The organism is Oligoflexus sp. (genome assembly GCF_035712445.1).
Taxonomy (GTDB): Bacteria; Bdellovibrionota_B; Oligoflexia; order Oligoflexales; family Oligoflexaceae; genus Oligoflexus.
This window is the reverse complement of sequence record NZ_DASTAT010000041.1, coordinates 16,838-33,480: the sequence shown is the minus strand read 5'-3', so window position 1 is coordinate 33,480 and position 16,643 is coordinate 16,838. Positions and strand designations below refer to the sequence as shown.

13 protein-coding genes are annotated in these 16,643 nt (G+C 55.8%); 4 read left to right on the top strand and 9 right to left on the bottom strand.

The genetic code is table 11. From position 1 onward, the window contains the following. Nucleotides 1–1,027 (bottom strand): 7TMR-DISM family protein (locus VFO10_RS08700; protein ID WP_325139091.1); only part of this gene is annotated, 1,027 nt, incomplete at its 3' end. Between the two features lie 238 nt (nucleotides 1,028–1,265). On the opposite strand from VFO10_RS08700, the gene VFO10_RS08695 reads away from it, so the two are divergent. After that, nucleotides 1,266–2,141 carry a farnesyl diphosphate synthase gene (locus tag VFO10_RS08695; protein ID WP_325139089.1) on the top strand — a complete coding sequence of 292 codons (876 nt, stop codon included), beginning with the start codon at nucleotides 1,266–1,268 and terminating at the stop codon, nucleotides 2,139–2,141. Here the strand turns inward: VFO10_RS08695 and VFO10_RS08690 are convergent, their stop codons facing one another. Next, nucleotides 2,142–3,398 carry a hypothetical protein gene (locus VFO10_RS08690; protein ID WP_325139087.1) on the bottom strand — a complete coding sequence of 419 codons (1,257 nt, stop codon included), beginning with the start codon at nucleotides 3,396–3,398 and terminating at the stop codon, nucleotides 2,142–2,144. A 171-nt stretch (nucleotides 3,399–3,569) separates the two neighbouring features. Beyond that, the gene (locus VFO10_RS08685; RefSeq protein WP_325139085.1) at nucleotides 3,570–4,421 is read right to left on the bottom strand and encodes a lysophospholipid acyltransferase family protein; all 852 of its coding nucleotides are present in this window, start codon (nucleotides 4,419–4,421) and stop codon (nucleotides 3,570–3,572) included. 149 nt (nucleotides 4,422–4,570) lie between these two features. Here VFO10_RS08685 and uvrA point away from each other — a divergent pair, with 149 nt between their 5' ends. Then, the gene (uvrA, locus tag VFO10_RS08680) at nucleotides 4,571–7,450 is read left to right on the top strand and encodes an excinuclease ABC subunit UvrA (protein ID WP_325139083.1); all 2,880 of its coding nucleotides are present in this window, start codon (nucleotides 4,571–4,573) and stop codon (nucleotides 7,448–7,450) included. On the opposite strand, the gene VFO10_RS08675 is transcribed toward uvrA, so the two are convergent. Beyond that, nucleotides 7,451–8,515 carry a hypothetical protein gene (locus VFO10_RS08675; RefSeq protein WP_325139081.1) on the bottom strand — a complete coding sequence of 355 codons (1,065 nt, stop codon included), beginning with the start codon at nucleotides 8,513–8,515 and terminating at the stop codon, nucleotides 7,451–7,453. A 120-nt stretch (nucleotides 8,516–8,635) separates the two neighbouring features. Here VFO10_RS08675 and VFO10_RS08670 point away from each other — a divergent pair, with 120 nt between their 5' ends. Then, entirely contained in the window at nucleotides 8,636–9,529 is an 894-nt protein-coding gene (locus VFO10_RS08670) for a porin (RefSeq protein ID WP_325139078.1), read from the top strand. A gap of 59 nt (nucleotides 9,530–9,588) precedes the next feature. Here the strand turns inward: VFO10_RS08670 and glpX are convergent, their stop codons facing one another. From glpX to VFO10_RS08655, 3 genes are all read right to left on the bottom strand, one after another. Further along, nucleotides 9,589–10,545 carry a class II fructose-bisphosphatase gene (gene glpX / locus VFO10_RS08665; protein ID WP_325139077.1) on the bottom strand — a complete coding sequence of 319 codons (957 nt, stop codon included), beginning with the start codon at nucleotides 10,543–10,545 and terminating at the stop codon, nucleotides 9,589–9,591. 170 nt (nucleotides 10,546–10,715) lie between these two features. Then, nucleotides 10,716–11,429 carry a hypothetical protein gene (locus VFO10_RS08660; RefSeq protein WP_325139075.1) on the bottom strand — a complete coding sequence of 238 codons (714 nt, stop codon included), beginning with the start codon at nucleotides 11,427–11,429 and terminating at the stop codon, nucleotides 10,716–10,718. A 140-nt stretch (nucleotides 11,430–11,569) separates the two neighbouring features. After that, entirely contained in the window at nucleotides 11,570–12,229 is a 660-nt protein-coding gene (locus VFO10_RS08655) for an NAD(P)H-binding protein (RefSeq protein WP_325139073.1), read from the bottom strand. Between the two features lie 68 nt (nucleotides 12,230–12,297). Here VFO10_RS08655 and VFO10_RS08650 point away from each other — a divergent pair, with 68 nt between their 5' ends. Next, the gene (locus VFO10_RS08650; protein ID WP_325139071.1) at nucleotides 12,298–13,563 is read left to right on the top strand and encodes an NAD(P)/FAD-dependent oxidoreductase; all 1,266 of its coding nucleotides are present in this window, start codon (nucleotides 12,298–12,300) and stop codon (nucleotides 13,561–13,563) included. A 15-nt stretch (nucleotides 13,564–13,578) separates the two neighbouring features. Here VFO10_RS08650 and VFO10_RS08645 read toward each other — a convergent pair whose 3' ends face one another. Beyond that, nucleotides 13,579–15,222 (bottom strand): hypothetical protein, encoded by a 1,644-nt coding sequence (locus VFO10_RS08645; RefSeq protein ID WP_325139069.1) that lies wholly within the window; start codon nucleotides 15,220–15,222, stop codon nucleotides 13,579–13,581. A gap of 123 nt (nucleotides 15,223–15,345) precedes the next feature. After that, nucleotides 15,346–16,587, bottom strand: a complete 1,242-nt coding sequence (locus VFO10_RS08640) for a beta-propeller fold lactonase family protein (RefSeq protein WP_325139067.1) — start codon at nucleotides 16,585–16,587, stop codon at nucleotides 15,346–15,348. Between the last annotated feature and the right edge of the window lie 56 nt (nucleotides 16,588–16,643).

Sequence of the window (16,643 nt, the reverse complement as noted above, 5' to 3'; positions counted from 1 at the left end):
AGCTCCAGGCCAGCATGAAGAAGCGAGCGGGCTTATAGCCGCGCACCTGCATGAAGATACTGCTCGAAAAAATCAGGAGCGTCGCGCCAAGACCTGTCACCACATAACCTTTGACCGCGATGTAAGGCAGGAAGAAGCTGGCAAGGCACTGGATACCGGTCAAACCGATGAAGACCATATAGGTGATCTGAAGGCGCCTATAGTTCTTCACAGGCAGGAAGCTATAGGCATTCAAAAGCCCTGTGAAGAAGACGAAAGGCACCGCGAAGGCCACTGAAGCATTCGCCCACCAGATGAAATCCGACCAAAGATATTCAATCGCCAATCCGTTCATCGCCATTTTGAAAAGGAGCAGCGCGAAGAGGAACGAGGTCAGAAAGAAGTTTTCGAAGCTTCGGGCACCGATGGTCATCAGAAGATAATAGGCGATCATCACCGCCAATAGCCCCACGTAAATACCCTGCACATACTGGCTTTCGTGGTCTTCGGCCATGATCTCATGCAGGGTTTTGAAGTAGAGCAAAAACTCCGAGGCCCCATCGGTTTGCAGTCTCAGATAAATTTCCGTGGGCTCGGGCCTGTGGACGGGGATATCAAAATAGAAAAAGCGGTTCTTCAGATCGCGGCTCTTGAATTCCCTGCGATCACCTGATTCCTTATGCTGCCACTCGCCAGTGTCGTCCTGGAAATAGAGATCGATGCGGTCAATCAAAGGGTATTCAAGACCCAAGAACCAGGGCTCTCGCTCGCCTTCCTTGGCCATGACCTTCAGGCGAAACCAGTAGGCGCGCCCGGTGAAGCCGTAGTTGGGAAGATTCTGAACTTCGGGTTTGAAGCGGCCTTTTTGGAAAAAGCGCTGGGCTTTCTCGAAGGTCATCTTGCGGCTTTTGTCTTCGAAAACGTCGGCATAGGGGCCCACCATGTAGCGGCCCTGGTCTGCTTCCAAAATCAGCATGCGTTCTTCGGCGCGCGCAAGCCCGCTCAGGGCCAGGAGAGCCAAACAAAGCAGCTGGAAAACTCTATGCATCGAACGCCTCTTGGAGAAACCGTTAGTGCTTGGTCGGAATTCCAAACATGAAACTTAATACTTATCGAGGCCCCGGCCCGAATCATCCTCCAATGAAAATTAACTCATTGATTTCAGTTAGTTAAAAGACCTTTTCCGGTTCCTTATACGGGGTATCTGACATATGGGTATACAAAAAGGGGGCGCACTGGACAGCGTCCGCGGGTTTTGATCTAATGCCCCGATCAGGAGGTCGGTTATGGTGAGTATCATGGAGTTATCCCCCTGGCTGGAGCGTTTCGAAGCGGAATGGCTTCACGTGCAGGATCGTCTTTATCCCGAATCCACAAGGCTGCATGCAGCCTGCCGCTATGCATTGGCGGGACAGGGCAAGCGCATTCGTCCGCTTCTCGCCATGGCCGCCGCCGAAGCCGTCGGCTCGGATTGGCAAAACGCCCTGCCCGCAGCCATGGCCCTTGAATTCGTGCACACCTACAGCCTCGTCCATGATGATCTTCCCTGCATGGATGATGATGATCTGCGTCGCGGCCGCGCGACCACGCACAAGGTTTTCGATGAAGCCACAGCCCTGCTCGTCGGTGATGCGCTCCTCACCGATTCCTTTCAGGTGATTCTGCAGTCGACGCATCTGCCCGCAGCCATCCAGGTGGAACTCGTCAAAACCTTGAGCGAGGCCGCCGGCGGTCGCGGTATGGTGTATGGTCAGGATCTGGATATGCATTGGACCGGACGGCCGGGGTTCACAGCGCAGGATCTGGATGCCATTCATCACAATAAAACCGGCGCTCTGATTGCTGCGGCCTGCGCCCTCGGGGCTCTGGCAGGCGGCGCGGATACGAAGACGGCCGCTCATTTGAAAGCCTTTGGCTTCAAACTGGGCCTTGCCTTTCAAATCGTCGATGATCTTTTGGATAATAGCGCGGCCACAGGCAAATCGCAGGGCAAGGATGCCGAATCCGGCAAGCTCACCTATTTGAGTTTGATGCCCCAGGGTGAAGCGAGAGAACGCGCCACGCGCTTAACGGACGAGGCCATGCAGGACCTCATGCCCTTCGGCGACAAAGGCGCAACCCTGCGCCTTCTGGCTGGAAAACTTCTGGAACGGACCTACTGATCACAGAGGCTGCGCGGCCAGGATCTCACCAAACCAGCTGATCGGCGCGTAATAAAGCGGGCAGGTCCCGTGCTGATAAGGTTTGGTGGCATCAGGGCTGTCCAGGATAACTTTGCTGACCGGCGCATTCGGAGCCAGGGCCTGGATCGCGGCCAAGGCATAATCCGTCGCCTGAACAGGAACCGCCTCATCGTCACGGCAGTGATAGAAACGGGTCTGGGCCTTCGGAATCCAGCCGTCCTTGAAGTGTGCGTTTTCGCCTAAAAGACGACGCAGAGTCTGCGCTTCCACAGTCGTCGGCTGCGGCAGGATGAAGTCCGCGATGAACTCCGCTTTGAAAAGAGCGGACGGTGCGGACGGCAAAACTTTCAAGGCCTCTTCATAGGTCTTGCTGCCGTTCAAAGTCTTCTTCACCTCATTGGGATCGATCGCGAAGACCTTGTTCAGATCAATTTCGGGCGCCAGATACTGGGCATACGAAAGAGTCAGGAAAGAAAGGTTCACAGGATTGACCGCGGGCAGAGTCAGAGCTTTCATTGCGGTCTGCTCCAGCTCATAAGGCCCCGCACCGGCTGCCGACGCGACGACCTGGAACTCGGTCGAATACTGCGTTTCTATCGCTTTTTGCAGGGCTATCGTCGCATAAGCGCCTTCCGAATAACCGCGCAGGAAGAGAGGCCCGACCTTCAAACCGTTGGCCGCGATGAATGTCTTGGACGCGCGCAGCATCTCGATCAGAGCTTTGGGATAGGCATTTTTAAAGAGATAGGGATGCAGAATTCCAGTGCTGCCGCCGTAGCCGATCTGATCGGCGATCACGGTGATAAAACCCTGGGATGCCTCAAAGATCCCTTCCTCCGGCTTATTGCTCGGCGCCTGCGCTTCACCCGTGATGGTCACGTGCTGCAGGCTGATCCACGGGAAAACCGGGATTCGAATCATCGGCACGATCACAAGGCCTGTGGCCTTCACGGGATTGTTGTTCATATCCGTCGTGCGATAATAGAGGCGATAGATATCGACGCCGGTTCGCGCTTTGACGCCCAGCGCCGCGAACTTCTGATCGAGCTGATCCTTCGGAACGTTGGCCAGCTTCACCGCCATCAAAAAGGATGAGGGCTCGTTCGCAGTGGACTGCACCTGAAGGTCACGGGCCGCTCCGGATTCCTCGGTTTGATCCGGCAGAGGCTCCTGGCAGGCGCAAAGACCACTGAACAGGACAAGGCTGAATAAAAGCCTTTTCGGCCAGGTTTGCATAATGACTCCATGAGTGAATGCTCATGGGACTCATCGGATTTCCTTGAATTTATCTGAATAATAGTCCTTTTCGCCTAGGGAATCGGGGGCTTGTCTTACATTATTACAAGTAATGCAAAATACGGCGTTCCATAAGCGGATCGACTGATCCTGTCCCGACTTTGCCCCGCTTTACTTCCAGCGATTATGGAACCAGAAGTAATGTTCGGGGTGCTGACGGACGATGCCTTCGACGACATCGTTGAAAAGCTGGGAATTCTGCAGAATATCCTCGGACACCTGGCCTTTGTTATGAACCAGCTGCAGTTCCGGCTCACAGCTTACGACATGACGGCCAAAACCCAGGCGATGAATATGCACGGGGACGATAGGCGCAGGCATGCGACGCCAGATGGCCGCAAAGCTGGTATTGGTCTTCGCCGGATGTCCGAAGAACGGCAAACGCGGCTCGCCGGGCCTTGCCTGGTCGATGATGAATCCCACGATTTCCCCGCGATTCAGCACATCACGGATGCCGCGAAAGCCATCGCCTTTCTTCTCGCGCTTGATCCAATAAAGGCCATTGGCCGTCCGCAGTTCCTCGACGAAGCGATTCATACCGGCCGAACCGATCGTCTTCATCACCGCATAGACCGGCGCGAACTCGCGGGAAACCTTGGCCGCCATGGCCTCCCAGTTGCCCATATGAAAGCAGAGCACATAGACGCCCTGACCTTTGGCCAGAGCCGCCTTGAGGTGTTCCCCGCCGCGGACCTCGACATCACGCGCCAAAGGATGACGTGAGGAGGCCAGTGTCTCGAGCAGGGTCTGAACGAAGTTAAAGACAGCCGCACGGGCGATCGTCAGCTTTTCCGCAGGCGTTTTGCTGGTTCCGAAGGCACGATCCAGATTCTTCAGCATCAGAGCGCGACGCAGGCGAAACAGATCGAACACGATAAACGTCAAAGTCGCAGCCAATCGTTCCAGGGATTTTGGGGACAAAAGGCCGAGCGTTCGGGAAAGCAGTTGCATCAGATAATACATGTCAAGAGGTCTCCCAAAGGCAGGCGGAGGAAGTGGGCCATAGCTGCCATGAATTAGCGTCCCCGTCCAGGAAAGTCCAACGAAAACCTGCTGGATTTTTTGTTTGTACAAAAGTATGGTTGACCCGTATTTCGATAAAGGATCTACTCATGACCTCCGTCCAGCCTCACTATGTCGCATCAGCGGCACTTGAAAGTGATGAACTTGTTGTCCGCGGCGCGGAAGAGCACAATCTCAAACATGTCTCCGTAAGTGTGCCGAAGAAAAAACTGGTGGTCTTCACCGGCGTGTCCGGTTCGGGCAAATCCAGTCTGGCCTTTGATACCATCTTCGCCGAAGGGCAAAGGCGTTATGTCGAATCCCTGTCCTCCTACGCCAGGCAATTCCTGGGGCAGATGGACAAGCCGAAATATGAATCCATCCGCGGGCTCGCGCCGACCATTTCCATCGAACAAAAATCCGCCAGTAAAAACCCGCGCTCGACCGTGGGCACCATCACCGAAGTCTATGACTATCTGCGGGTGCTCTATGCGCGCGTGGGTGTTCAGCACTGCTACAAATGTGGCAAGAAAGTGGGACGCGGTGATGCCGCCAGCATGGTCCAGCAGATTCAGGATATGCCGGAAGGCACGAAGATTCTGATCCTTGCGCCTTTGATCGAGCATCGCAAGGGAACGCATAAGGATGTACTCGAAGTCCTGCAATCCCAGGGCTACGAACGCGTGCGCGTCAACGGTTCGGTGGTCAGCATCACCGATGTACAGGACCTCGCGAAGCATAAAAAGCACAGCATCGAAGCCGTCGTGGATCGTCTGATCATCAAAGCGGGTTCGAGTTTCCGGCAGCGCCTGACTGATTCCGTCGAACAGGCTCTGAAGCGCGGCCAGGGAAAAATCATCGTCCATTCTGAAGGCGGCACCGATCTGCGCATGAGTGAAGAGCGCAGCTGCTGCGGCATCGCCTACCCCGAACTGGATCCGCCGCTCTTTTCCTTCAACGCGCCGGCCGGCATGTGTACGACCTGCAATGGCCTCGGCACTGTCGTCGCCATGGATGCGGAAAAAGTGATTCCGGATCCTTCGCTTTCGATTCGTGAGGGTGCGATCGTGCCCTGGGCCTCCTACTTCAAAAATGGCGACGGCAAGGAAGGCGGCTGGAGCAAGGAACGCTTCAATGCCATGAAAAAACAGTGGGGCATCGATTTTGACAAGCCCTGGCAGAAGCTCAGCAAGAAACATCAGAATCTTATCCTGCACGGCGAACCCGGCAAGTCGCTTTCCGTCAAATGGAAGGGCGCGCGCAGTGAAGGCACCTGGGAAACGGAATATGAAGGCATCCTGAAGAGCATGATGCGGCGCTATCTGAGCACGCAGTCGGAGAGCATGAAGGAGTGGTACGGCAAATTCATGTCCTCGCAGGCCTGTGAAAGCTGTGAGGGACGCCGTCTGAAGCCGGAAGTGCTGGCCGTCTATGTGAATGAAAAATCCATCATCGAACTCTGCCAGATGTCGATTGAAGACTGCCGCGCGTTCATGCAGAAGCTGCAGCTCGGCGACAGTCAGCGGATGATTGCCAAGGAACTTTTGAAGGAAATCCAGGCCCGTCTCAGCTTTTTGGTCAACGTCGGCCTTGGGTATTTAAGCCTGGATCGCAAAGGCCCCACGCTGTCCGGTGGCGAGGCCCAGCGTATTCGTCTCGCCTCCCAGATCGGTTCGGAACTGACGGGCGTTCTTTACATCCTGGACGAACCCTCCATCGGTCTGCATCAAAGGGATAACCAGAAACTTCTGAGCACCCTGATGCATCTGCGTGACCTCGGGAACTCGCTGATCGTGGTCGAGCATGATCAGGAAACGATCGAGGCCGCCGATTGGATCGTGGATTTCGGACCAGGCGCCGGAACTGAAGGCGGCCATATCGTGGCCAGCGGACCATTGAAAGCAGTCCTGAATGAAAGCAAGTCGCTGACTGGCCAGTACCTGAGCGGCAAACGAAAAATTGAAGCCCCCGCCCAAAGACGGCCGCGGGATGAGAAGCGCAGCATCGTGATCGAGGGCGCGCAGGAAAATAACCTGCAGAATATTGATGTCAGCATTCCGATCGGACTTCTGACTGCGGTCACCGGCGTCTCAGGCGCGGGCAAGTCCACTTTGATCAATCACATCCTTTATCCGGCTCTCGCTAAAAAACTGCATGATGCGGATGTGGAAGTCGGCCGTCACAAAAAAATACGCGGCCTGGAGCATATTGATAAGGTCATCAACATCGATCAAAAGCCGATCGGTCGAACTCCGCGCAGCAACCCGGCGACCTATACCAAGGTCTTCGATCTGATTCGTGATTTTTATGCGATGCTGCCCGAATCGCAGATGCGCGGCTACACCAAGGGTCGTTTTTCCTTCAACGTCAAAGGCGGACGCTGCGAGCCTTGCCAGGGTGATGGCTTTATCAAGGTCGAGATGCACTTTCTCGCCGATGTGTTTGTTCCCTGCGAAGCCTGCAAGGGCTCGCGCTTCAATGCGACGACCTGCGAGATTCTTTACAAGGGTCACTCCATTGCCGACATCCTCAAACTCTCCGTCCGCGAGGCGCGCGATGTCTTTGCCAATCACCCCAAGATTGTGCAGGTGCTCGATACGCTGATCGAGGTCGGTCTTTCCTATATCTCCCTCGGTCAGTCCGCGACCACGCTATCCGGCGGGGAAGCGCAGCGGATCAAGCTCGCCCGTGAGCTCGCCAAGCGCGATACCGGCCGCACCCTTTACGTTCTGGATGAACCCACGACAGGTCTTCATTTCCAGGACATCGCGCATCTTCTGGATGTGATCCAACGCCTCGTATCGGCGGGCAACAGCGTGGTGGTGATCGAGCATAACCTCGACGTCATCAAGTGTGCCGACTGGGTGATTGATATCGGCCCGGAAGGGGGCAAGGCAGGCGGTCAGCTTGTGGCGCAAGGGACCCCGGAAGAGGTGGCTCGGGTCAAGGACTCGCATACGGGGCGTTTTTTGAAGGACATTCTGCGCTGATCAGAGGCCGATGGCGAGCGTGGTCATTTTCGTTTCCGCGTTCGCCCCGGCCGCCACCCGCATCCGAGCTGCGTGCGGGCCGCGACCCAGTTCATCCAGAACCTCGGCATGTCTTTGCATCAATTCTGCAGCGGGCAGCTTTGCGACTGTCGGCAAAAGGCCGCAGATGAAGTCACAGAAGCCATCGTCCAGGCGAGCCCAGAAATGCTTCGCCAGCTCCTTGTCCCCGCCCAACTTATTCAAGGACTCCAGGACCATGATTTCATCCGGTCGATACATGGTCCAATGGGCCAATGTCACCGCGCTGAGCGGCGTCGGATGCAGGATCTTGATCATCTGCAGCAGATCCTGCGGCTGAAGCTGGGGCAGGAAAGCCTGGGCGTGGAAAGGAAGATCGAAAAAGCGCTGCAGAAATTCGTAGCGCTGATGCTGCAGAGCCAGGGGCACGATCTCAGGTCCGGCGTCCAGGCGGTTCAAAGCCTGCAGAGCCTGATCCACCTGCCCGGCTTTCAGATAGCACTCACTCGCGCGGCGATACAGTTTATAATCCTTTTCGGCCTGTTTTTCAAAACAGCGGGCCGCCTGATCCGCCTTGCCATCCCGCAGAAAAAATTCGCCAGCCTTCAGGTACTGACCGTTGCGTTCATACACCACGGCCGCCCGGTAGGGAACACCCATGCGCAGAAGAATGGCGCAGGCCTCGTCGATGAGGCCATGGGATTCAAGCAGGTCGATGGCTTTCCTTTGAAAGTTTATGGACTCAAAGAGCTTCGCGGCCTCGACGAACTGCTGCAGTTCCGCCAGCTCCTTGGCCCGCAAATAGATTTTTTTCTGTTCACTGCTCAGCTGAGCAAAGAGGTCGGTTTTTCGTACTACAAGTGGAGCAGCCTTCGCCTGCGGTTTGCGAAGTTCCCCGACTTTTCTCTGGACCTTGTCTTTGTGCGTCGCTTGCCAGAAATAAACCACGATCCCGCGCAGGAAGAGGTAGACGAGAATGCCGATCAGTATGGTGGCGGGCAAAAGATATTTGGCCAACACGCCAAGGTCCAGAATAGGTATTTTCACAGATGCATACACCTCACGATTGCTTTTTCATGCCGGGACCATTACCTTTTTCTTTTCTTTTTGAAAAAGGATCTGATGATGAAACTTTCTGCCAAATGCATGCTCCTCTCGGTTTCCGCTATGTCACTACCAGCGATGGCTCAGGAGCAGGGAGCATCCTTCGAGAACTTTCTTCTTTCCAGCCCTTCCATTGTATCACCTTCTCAGTATTATCAGGTGAAAGGTGGCCGTTTTGAAGCTCTGGCGGGCGTTATCAAGTCCACGGATACCGACAAGGATACGGATACCGACACGGACAGGAATGGTACGCAGCTGGGTGCAGGTTACGCGCAGGCCTTGAGCAGCCAGCTCGTGTTGGGGGCTCACGTAAAGTATGCTTCCGACACACGGGACGTGACGCCTGACGATCTGGAAACCACTGCCACAGAAATTCGCCCCTCGGTGGCCTTCAGTGTGTCGCCACTCTTCACCCTGGGCGCCAGCATCAATATCAACACGGGTAAACTCGAACAAGGAAGTGCCAGTGAATCCGTGAGCTATAATACGTTCACATTAGGTGGAACTGTGCATCAGGAGCTTCTTGAGGCAAGCCTCGCCTTCACAACCTCGGCCGAAGATGACGAAAAGCCTTGGAACAGATCGCCCCAGACGATTACTGTTCATGGTCGTTATAAGTTCATGCCGGTGCTGGCTCTCGGCCTTCGCTACGAGCAGGCGGATTGGCCTGGAGTTCAGGCTTCTGGCGAGCAGCCGAAAGATGAAACAGAATCCAGCTATGCCGTGATTCTGGAATCGGCCGTCAGTGACAATTCGCGTGTTGAAGTTGCGTTCATTTCGACGTCGAACAGCATCGGCACCGATGGTGACGACACAACTGAGATCTTCCTGGGCGGTGGTTTTGACCTCACACCCAATATGGAACTCGGTGGACAAATCCGCTTTAACTCGGGCGAGTCTGATTCAACAAAATCCAGCGGCACCGACTTTGCCCTGACCCTCAGCATGATGAACTAATCCCTCATCACAAAAAAAAGCCCCTGGAGCGCTCCAGGGGCCTTTTTTTCGTCCTCAGCTTACCAACCGTAATTCGGTTTGGTCGCAAAATGATGGCGACTTGTTATCTCCCGGATAGTCCCGGTCTGCGAGCGCATCACAATCGAATGCGTGGTCGCGCCGTAAGGCGTATACCGCACGCCGCGCAGATAGGATCCATTGGTCACGCCGGTCGCGATGAACATGACATTCCCTTTGGCCAGATCATCCATTCCATACACACGGTTTTCATCGGTGATGCCCATGGCGCGGGCTCGCACGCGTTCGTCGTCTTTACGGAATTGCAGAACGCCTTGGATTTCCCCACCGAGACAACGCAAGGCCGCCGCCGCGATCACACCTTCCGGGGCGCCGCCGACACCCATCAGAACATCGACACCCGTTCCGGAATCCGCGGTGGCGATCGCCGCCGACACATCACCATCGCCGATCAAACGAATACAGGCACCGGCCTGGCGAACTTCGCCGATCAGTTCCTGATGCCGGGGGCGGTCCAGGATGATCACGGTCAGGTCTTCCACTTTTTTATGCATGGCCTTGGCAATACGCTGCAGGTTCCAGGTCGGTGTTTCATTGATATCAATCACCCCGCGTGCCGCAGGTCCCACGGCCAGCTTTTTCATGTAGGTATCCGGCGCGTGCAGAAAGTTTCCATGCTCGGCCGCCGCAATAACAGCCAAGGCCTCGCTGCCGCCTTTGGCGGTGATCGAAGTGCCTTCCAAAGGATCGCAGGCGATATCAATGCGAGGTCCGCCCTTGCCGACCTTCTCGCCGATATAAAGCATGGGTGCCTCGTCGCGCTCCCCTTCCCCGATTACAATGGTTGCGTCAATTTGCATGGAGTCAAAAGCGCGTCGCATGGATTCAACAGCTGCATGATCGGCTGCGTTTTCATCCCCGCGTCCAACCCAGCGCGCCGCCGATAGGGCAGCCGCTTCGGTCACACGCACAAATTCCAATGCCAAGTTACGATCCATAGCCCGTTTCCCTTCTTAAAGACCTACAAAAATGTGAACTCCACTTTGTTCCTAGCTGATCTGCCGCAAGGAGTCAAATACGAGGGCCCGGACCGCGGGGTAAAGCCCGGGTCATCGGTCCACGTTCTGGTGGCTTTAGGGGCGTGGGCTGTGAACGTCTGTTGCCTGGCTCATTCGCCGGTCAGACGGCTGATCAGGAGGGCGCGATCTTTGCGAAGATCACGCTGTTCGTACAAACTGAGGCTTCCGTTTTGATCCGTATCATAGCGGCCGAGAACTTTTTCCCAGGCCTGAATGAGCTGACGTCTTTGATCCTGGAGCGGGATGCGATCCAGTTCGGTTTTCATAAGCGGTCCAAGGCCCTGCAGCATGCTCACGCATTCGTCGATCTGCAGAAGTTCATCGGCGCCGGCCGCTCTCTCAAAAAACGAGCGGTCAAAAGCATGCGAGAGTTTTTCACCCGGTGCCCCCAGGATCGCCGGATCCATTTTCAGGGTCTGAAATTCAGGGGGCGACAGGCTTCCATCCTGATCCAGATCACCCTCGGCAAAAAGGGAAGCGGTCATCAAGCGAAGGCGGAATTCCGTAAAATTCGCCTGATAGTCAAACGCGGAAAATGATCCTGGCCCCACCACCAATCCCGAGGCGGAATCCAGACTGGGACTTGCCTGCGTGCGGGAGTAGGCAAACACGTGCTGCAGATAGCGAGCCGCAAAGAAGGCCTCATCCGGCCCGACCACACCCTCGGACGCGTCGCCCTGGGCGGATTCGCTGGCCGCGTCCTGCGCTCCAATGGCTTCGTCCTGCTGCTTTTGCGGCGCCTGGCAGGCAGTGATCGCAAGGCCGAGAACGAAAGAACCGATGTGTCGATTCCGGTGGAACATGGTTGCAGACTCCTTTGTCTAAAGACGTATCGGAGTGCGCGTCCGAATTTTGAAGAGGAGCGCGGCTCCGCACTCTTTCTTATGGGAAATCAGGAACCTGCTCAAGCTCGCCGCGAAATCATTTCAATTCTTTCCGCACATCACGATTGGGCGAGCTTCGCATGCATGTCGCGGTTTTCCTGAATGCGCGTACCCGGCTTTCCGGCCAAGGCTTCGGCCACCATCGACCGGGCCACATCCTTGGCTTCGATCGGTTTCCAGCTTTGCAAAAAGCGCGGATAAAGCGGCTCGAACCAGCGATAGGCCTTGATCGAAAGATGCTCCATCAGCCTTTTTTCCTCGCGTTCGCCCAAAAGAAGCGAGGGTCTATAGATCACAAGGGTCTCAAAACCCAAGGCCTTCAGGTCATCTTCCATACGGCCTTTGGTTCGCAGATAGAAATTTTTCGAGGCGGCATCCGCGCCGAGCGAGGACACGACATGAAACTGTTTCACGCCCTGTTTCCGTACTGCCTTGGCAAAGCGGATGGGAAGATGCCAGTCTATTTCTTCGAAAGCGGACTCGGAGCCGGCCTTCTTAATGGTCGTACCCAGACAACAGAATGCAGCATCCGCCTCGACATCCTTCAAAAGCGTATCCAGATCGGTCATGGAGCCGATGCGCTCCTTCCATTTTTGAACCTGGGGCACCTGCGCGCGCCGTCCCACGCTGGTCACCGCGGTGCAGCGTGGTTCAGCCAAAAGTTCCTGAATCACCCAACCCCCAACCAGTCCTGTCGCTCCCATTATCACGGCCTTCATGGTTCACCTCGCTGTAGCCTCATTTGGCGATCCAGTATACAATAAGCAGCATGACCAGGGGAGAGATTATGACGAAGCATGTGATTATCGTCGGTGCTGGGTTTGCCGGCCTGAATGCTGCGAAAAAACTGGGGCGCATGAAAGATATTCGCGTCACCCTTATAGATAAGCGCAATCATCATTTATTTCAGCCCCTCCTGTATCAGGTGTCGACCGCGGCTCTGAGTCCGGCCGACATCGCCGTTCCCATTCGCGCCGTGCTCTCCGGATATCAGAACACCAGCGTTCTGCTGGGACATGTGGACCGCGTGGATCTTCCAGCCAAAAAACTGGTGATGGATGGCCAGGACTTTACCTACGACTATCTGATTCTGGCGTGCGGAGCCAAGCACAGTTACTTCGGCAAAAACGAATGGGAAGGGGATGCCCCGGGTCTGAAGACTTTGGAGCAGGCCACGGAAATTCGTCGCCGCATCCTTCTCGCATTTGAAATGGCCGAGCAGGAAAAGGATGTCGAGAAGCAAAAAAAGCTGCAGACCTTCATCATTGTCGGTGGTGGCCCGACCGGAGTGGAGATGGCCGGTTCGATTGCCGAGATCAGTCGTCATACCTTTGCGCAGGATTTTAAAAACTTCAATCCTGCACGTACCCGGGTGATCCTGATCGAAACCGGACCGCGTATCCTCGCATCCTTCGCACCGACGCTGTCCGAAAAAGCCACCGAGGATCTGGAAAGACTCGGCGTCCATGTCTGGACCAATTCCCGCGTGACCAATATCACCGCCGATGGCGTTTATATCGGCAATGAATTCGTCGCCGCCTCAACGGTCGTCTGGGCGGCCGGTGTGGCTCCGACGGGTGTGAATCAAACCCTGGGTGTCGCGCTGGATCGCGGCGGCCGCGTGATTGTGGAAACCGACTGCAGCCTGAAGGATTATCCCGAGGTTTTTGTCCTCGGGGATCAGGCGCATTTTCCCGGACCGGATGGCAAACCCTTGCCCGGCCTCGCCCCTGTGGCAAGCCAGCAGGGAAAATATGCGGCCAAGGCGATCAAAGCAAGACTCAAAGGCCAGACCATCGAACCCTTCCGTTACCTCGATAAAGGCGCCATGGCCACCATCGGCCGCAACAAAGCCATTGCGGAAATGGGCCCGATCAAGATGAGCGGCATCATCGCGTGGCTCGCCTGGCTTGTGGTTCATATCTATTATCTGATTGGCTTTAAAAACAGGCTTTTGGTGTTCATGCAGTGGGCCTGGTCTTATCTCACCTATAAAAAAGGCGCGCGCCTGATCCTGAATAAGGAATGGCGCACGCATACGACGCCCAAGTAACAGCGTCGTCGGGATTCAGAATTGAACAAAGCGGGCGAGAGCGGACAGAAACGCTCTTCGCGGGAATGGCGAGACCCCTCCGTCAGCCGTGGCAATGCCAGCCGGAATCGTCACACCCAGATGGTGCTGCCACAGCACACCGACCGTTCGCGTCGCATAAGGCTTTTGCAGGGGGTTGAGCCTTTGATGCAGGCCTGGAAAAAAGCGGCCGCGATGAACAGGGACGAATCCATCATTCATTTCCAGACCACTGCTCCTGACGATCTGATAGAAATTGGTGCGACTGAGCTGAAGATCGGGCGAACCGACATCATAGGACAGGTGGTTTTTTCCTTCGAAGACGACTTGGTTACGGCGCGATGCATCCATCATCGAGGCGTTAACGCTGATATAGTCGAGGTCCTCGGGCAGGGTGTGGGTTCGGAACCAGTTTTCCATCTGAGCCGTCGTCATCACCTCAGTCCCCTCAAAAACCTTGGCGACGAAAAGCTGAAAGCGACGCAGATTCTCGCAGTATTCAGCCACCGGCTTGCTTAAGCGGAAAAGATCATCGAAGAGAACGCCCTTCAGAATCCCAAGCGCAGCTTTCAGTTCAATCGCTTCGGGTTTGATACCCTCCCATGCCAGCTCCTCGGGACCGCTCAGGGCCTGGCTGTCCTTGATAATTTCCGCGATGGCGTCTTTCCAAACCCGGGCATTGTTTTGGACTTTAGACCAGCGCCGCGCAGGGCTTTCGCCGCTTTCACACGACTGCAGCCGATCCCCGATCCGGGCCAGGGTCGTGACGGGAAAACCCGCGGGAGGATCCTGAGGATCAGCGAGTGGTGTCCCGAAAATAGGGGCACTGAGGGATACAATGCCTGCAATACGCGAAGCCCAGCGCGTTGTATGTTTCAGCTCAGGCAGGCGCGAGACCACCTCAAGAGCCACATTCGTACCACGGGAATAGCCGAGGATATACACCGGCCCTTCCAGCGGCGAAATTCGGTCGAGCTGCGTGATGCGTTCAATCATCACATCGGCGTTATCGGCAAGGCTCCCGACGGATTCGAGGGATCCGCGCAGGGGCGTCATGGCAAAAAGCTTAAGCTTCACCTTTCCGTTCGCATCATCCAAACTTGCGGCCGCTATCTGTTCCGATAGAGGGCTCCTGACCCAGCTATCGTCCATGACACTGTAATGGCGAGCCCAGCGCTCCTCGTGCGACGCGCGCGCCAGAGTTTTCCTCCAGGCCCGTTTGAATCGGCTGTCGGCAGTAAAGATATCCTTGTAAGGGGTGATTTCGGCCAGTTCCGCAATATAACCCGGGAAAATAATGAACGTAGGCTGGGGCCCCGCGGGCTCGGGTGGGGCGGGAAGAAAGCCGGTATGCAAACTTTCCTGGAGCAGGGATGAGGGTTTGAAGCTCTGCGCCTGCTGGTCGCACATACGCATATCCTGGGCGCTCTGATCACAGCGTTCCAGAAAATTCGCGTACTCCTCGGTTAAGGGAAAATGCAGACGCTGGATCGAACTTTCGTCCATACCCAAGTGTTTGAGTTCCTCCGCATAAAGACTACGAAAAAGCGCCGGCGCATCGAGAGACGCGGGCAAGGCCAGGGCCGTGGCACCAAGGACTGAAGAAGAGAGCATGAGACTCGTGATCAACCGACACAACATGGGCATTCTCCTAAAAACTCGACCTCGACTCCGATTGTTCTTACTCAGTACCGGAGCGAGGCGAGTTGGGAAAGCGAAAGTTCAGAAGGTTGAAAATCGAAGCCAGCGGCGAGGAAGACTCATCTATTTCTTGTAACGATTCAGATCGATCACTTCCACAAACTGCGCCGCACCAAAACTCGTCGGCGCACCCTTCGCGGCCAAAGCCCCGGTTTCCGGATTCAATTCCAGAACGGTCACGTTCCCCGAATCCTGGTTGGCCGCCAGGATCCACTTTCCATTCGGCACGATTGAAAAATGCCGAGGAATGGTTCCACCCGTCGGGGTCGCGCTCTTGAAGGTCAGGGTTCCATCCGTATTCACGGTGAAGAGCGCGAGGCTATTATCCCCGCGGTTCGATGTATAAACAAAATTCCCGTTCGGGTGCACCTGCACCTCGGCTCCGGTGTTGTTCGTTCCCGGCGTGGGCACGGGCCGGGTGGAAATCGCCGAACCTAAAAGCTGCAGCTGCTGCGTGGCCTCGTTGAAACTCACGGCCTGAATCGTGCTATTCAATTCCTTCAGCACATAAGCCCAGGGTTTAGCGGGATGAAAGGCCATATGCCGCGGCCCGCCGGTGACCAGATTCAGGGTCGGCGGCGTAAGAGCGGTCAGCTGCCCGGTCTGGGTATTGAGCGTATACTGGGCCAGATAATTCGACCCGAGACAGGGAACAAACACAGCGGTTCCCACCGGCGCGCTCAGAATCTGATGCGCATTCTGCCCGGCGATCGTGCTGGCGATCGCAGGACCCAGGCGGCCATCACTTTGAATCGCGAAGCTATTGATTTCCCCGGTTCCATAATTGGCCGTCATCACATATTTGCCGCTGTGATCGACGCTGACATGCGTGGGTCCACCGCCGTTCGACGAAATTTCATTGAGTTTGGTCAGGTCCCCGCTCTCGGGATTGATGGAAAAAGCCATCACGGCCCCGGTTCCGCTTTCATTGACGACATAAACCCAAGGCGAAGTCGGGTGAAAGGCCATGAAACTCGTCACGGCCCCATTCAAAGGCACGGTTTTCACGGACTGAAGCGTCCCCGCGGGAACCTCGAATTTATAGATTCCGATCTGTCCGCTCCCGCCCCCGACATAGGCATAGTATCGAGGCGGCACAGTGGGTGAAGGATTCGGCCCGGGGTTGGCGCCGGGATTCGGGACGGGATTGGGAGTCGGTTTGCTCACCGAATCCGAAGACGCCGGCGGCGCATCCGGATTCAGGGTCGGCGCGGTCGTACGCCTTGTATTATCACTTTGTTTCTGACAGGACACTGCACTGAACATGAGCAAACTCAAAGCCCACCTCCCGAATCGATCGCTCATCGTCGCCTCCTTAAAAAGAGGTTTTGATCATGGCACAGAATGAAGCTTGGGGGAAT